The 2,918-nt window shown below is 64.2% G+C and carries 3 protein-coding genes and 1 pseudogene; all 4 read left to right on the top strand.

Going from position 1 to position 2,918, the window contains the following annotated elements:
* A pseudogene (locus tag EN879_RS30540) lies at nucleotides 1–562 on the top strand (heme ABC transporter ATP-binding protein); the annotation flags it as partial.
* Nucleotides 559–1,698, top strand: coding sequence for an ABC transporter permease (locus EN879_RS30545; protein ID WP_063168988.1), 1,140 nt, complete (start codon nucleotides 559–561; stop codon nucleotides 1,696–1,698). The pseudogene EN879_RS30540 and the gene EN879_RS30545, both read left to right, overlap by 4 nt.
* A gap of 1 nt (nucleotide 1,699) precedes the next feature.
* Nucleotides 1,700–2,671 carry an ABC transporter permease gene (locus tag EN879_RS30550; RefSeq protein WP_013529631.1) on the top strand — a complete coding sequence of 324 codons (972 nt, stop codon included), beginning with the start codon at nucleotides 1,700–1,702 and terminating at the stop codon, nucleotides 2,669–2,671.
* Nucleotides 2,672–2,726: 55 nt separating this feature from the next.
* Nucleotides 2,727–2,918: cytidine deaminase (locus EN879_RS30555; protein WP_127274463.1), on the top strand; the 192-nt coding region annotated here is incomplete at its 3' end.

Consider the following 2,918-nt stretch of genomic DNA (forward strand, 5'->3'; position numbering starts at 1 on the left):
GACCGGTGCCGCCGACCCCGGAGAGTTGCGCGACCGTGGCCTGGCGCATGTGCCGGAGGACCGCCATCACGTCGGGCTGGTGCTGGCCTTCGAGGAGAACGAGAATTCGATCCTCGGCTATCACGATGATCCCCGCTATTTGAAGGGGCCGTTCCTCAACATCGATGCCATCCGCAACGATGCCAGGGACAAGATCGCCAAATACGACATCCGCCCGGCCGACTGCCGGCTGAAGACCGCCAATTTCTCCGGCGGCAACCAGCAGAAGATCGTGCTGGCACGGGAGATGGAACAGGACCCGGGCGTGCTGATCGTCGGCCAGCCGACACGCGGCGTCGATGTCGGCGCCATCGAGTTCATCCACAAGCGCCTGATCGCCATGCGCGACCAGGGCAAGGCGGTGCTGGTGGTGTCGGTCGAGCTGGACGAGATCCGTTCGCTGTCCGACCGTATCCTGGTGATGTTTGCCGGCCGCATCGTCGGCGAGCGCGGTCCGGAAGCGACCGAGGGCGAGCTCGGCCTGCTGATGGCCGGCATCGAGCACCAGGAGGCCGCGCAATGAGCACGCCTTACGCCAAACTGCCGGCCTGGGCCGACTATGGCCTGATCCCGCTGATCAATCTGTTCGTCGCCTTCGTCGTCGCCGGCTTCGTCGTGCTTCTGGTCGGCGAGAATCCGTTGCGCGCCGCCGTCATCCTGGTCGAAGGCGCCTTCGGCAAAGGCACAGGCATTGCCTTCACCCTGTTTTATGCCACCACCTTCATCTTCACCGGGCTTTCGGTCGCGGTTGCCGCGCATTGCGGCCTGTTCAACATCGGCACCGAGGGGCAGGCCTACATCGCCGGCCTTGGCATCGCCATCGTCTGCCTGAGCTTCGACAGTACACTGCCATGGTGGCTGACCTTCCCGCTGGCGATCATTGCTGCGGCGGCGGTGGGCGCATTGTGGGCGCTTATCCCGGCCTATCTGCAGGCCAAGCGTGGCTCGCACATCGTCATCACCACCATCATGTTCAACTTCATCGCCGCCTCGATCATGGTTTACCTGCTGGTCGGCCCGTTGAAGCCAGCCGCCTCGCAAGCGCCGCAGACGCGCAACTTCCTCGCCGGCGCGGAATTGCCCAAACTCAACTGGATCATCGAGCTGTTCGGCGCCAAGATCCGTTCGGCGCCGCTCAACGTCACCTTCCTGCTGGCGCTGGTCATGGCCTTCCTGGTCTGGCTGCTGATCTGGCGCACCAAGCTCGGCTACGAGATGCGCACCTACGGTCACAGCCCGAAGGCGGCACGCTATGCCGGCATTTCCGAAACCCGCATCATCATCACCGCCATGATGATCTCGGGCGCACTGGCCGGCATGATGGCGCTCAATCCGGTGATGGGCGATCAGCACAATGTCGCCATCGACTTCGTTTCCGGCGCCGGCTTCGTCGGCATCGCCGTGGCGCTGATGGGCCGCCTGCACCCTGTCGGCATCGTATTGGCGGCGGTCCTGTTCGGCATGCTCTACCAGGGCGGCGCCGAACTCGCCTTCGAGATGCCGGCAATCAGCCGCGACATGATCGTCATCATTCAAGGCCTGGTGATCCTGTTTGCCGGTGCCCTCGAGCACATGTTCCGGCGCTACATCCAGGCGCTGTTTGCCTCGTTCAGTCCGCGATCGGTCGGCATGGAAGCGGTCAAGGGGAAAGGTGCCTGAGATGGATGTGTTCAACGCGATCATCCAGACACTGGACTCCACCATCCGCCTCTCGGTGCCGCTGCTGCTTGCTTGCCTCGCCGGGCTCTATTCGGAACGCGCCGGCATCTTCGACATCGGCCTCGAAGGCAAGATGCTTGTCGGCGCCTTCGCCGGTGCGGCCGCAGCTTCCGTGTTCCATTCGGCCTTTCTCGGCCTCGGCATGGCGGTCGTGATCTCGGTCGCCTTCGCCATGATCCACGGCTTTGCCTCGATCACTCATCGCGGCAACCAGATCGTCTCCGGCGTGGCGATCAATTTCATCGCCGCCGGCTCAACCATCATCCTCGGCCAGGCCTGGTTCCAGCAGGGCGGGCGCACGCCGGCGCTGCAACCGGGCGAGCGCTTCGAGGCCATCACCTTGCCGGGCGCCGAGGCCATCCGCGACGTGCCGATCATCGGACCGATCTATGCCGAACTCCTGTCGGGCCACTCGATCCTGGTCTATCTTGCCTTCCTGATGGTGCCGTTCACCTGGTGGGTGCTGTTTCGCACCCGCTTCGGCCTGCGCCTTCGCGCCGTCGGCGAGAACCCGGCCGCCGTCGACACCGCCGGCATCTCGGTCGCCTGGCTGCGCTACCGGGCGCTGATCTGCACCGGCATCCTCACCGGCATTGCCGGCGCCTACCTGTCGATGGTGCAAAATGGCGGCTTCGTGAAGGACATGACTGCCGGCAAGGGCTATATCGCGCTGGCAGCCTTGATCTTCGCCAAGTGGAAGCCGGTCAACGCCATGTTCGCCTGCCTGCTGTTTGGCTTCCTGGACGCTGCGTCGATCCGCCTGCAAGGATCCCCGCTGCCCATCATCGGCAAGGTGCCGGCGCAGTTCATGCAGGCGTTGCCCTACATCCTCACCGTCATCCTGCTCGCCGGCTTCATCGGCAAGGCAATCCCGCCACGCGCCGGCGGCGTGCCTTATGTCAAGGAACGTTGAGCGACGGGTCGGCTTTGCGCCGGGTTTTGAACACGATCATCGGAGAGAACGCTGAATGTCGCATGATCTGTTCGAGGCCGCCAAGGCCGCCATGGCCAAGGCCTACGCGCCCTATTCTAAGTTTCCGGTCGGCGCTGCCTTGCGCACCGAGGACGGTCGCGTCTTTACCGGCGCCAACATCGAAGTCGCCTCCTATCCGGAAGGCTGGTGCGCCGAGACCACGGCGCTCGGCCACTATATTATGGGC

It is taken from the genome of Mesorhizobium sp. M7A.F.Ca.AU.002.02.1.1 (genome assembly GCF_003998535.1).
GTDB lineage: Bacteria > Pseudomonadota > Alphaproteobacteria > Rhizobiales > Rhizobiaceae > Mesorhizobium > Mesorhizobium ciceri.

Coding starts and splice junctions, on each gene's coding strand:
- EN879_RS30550 (WP_013529631.1), top strand. CDS start 1,700: ATGGATGTGTTCAACGCGATCATCCAGACACTGGACTCCACCATCCGC.
- EN879_RS30545 (WP_063168988.1), top strand. CDS start 559: ATGAGCACGCCTTACGCCAAACTGCCGGCCTGGGCCGACTATGGCCTG.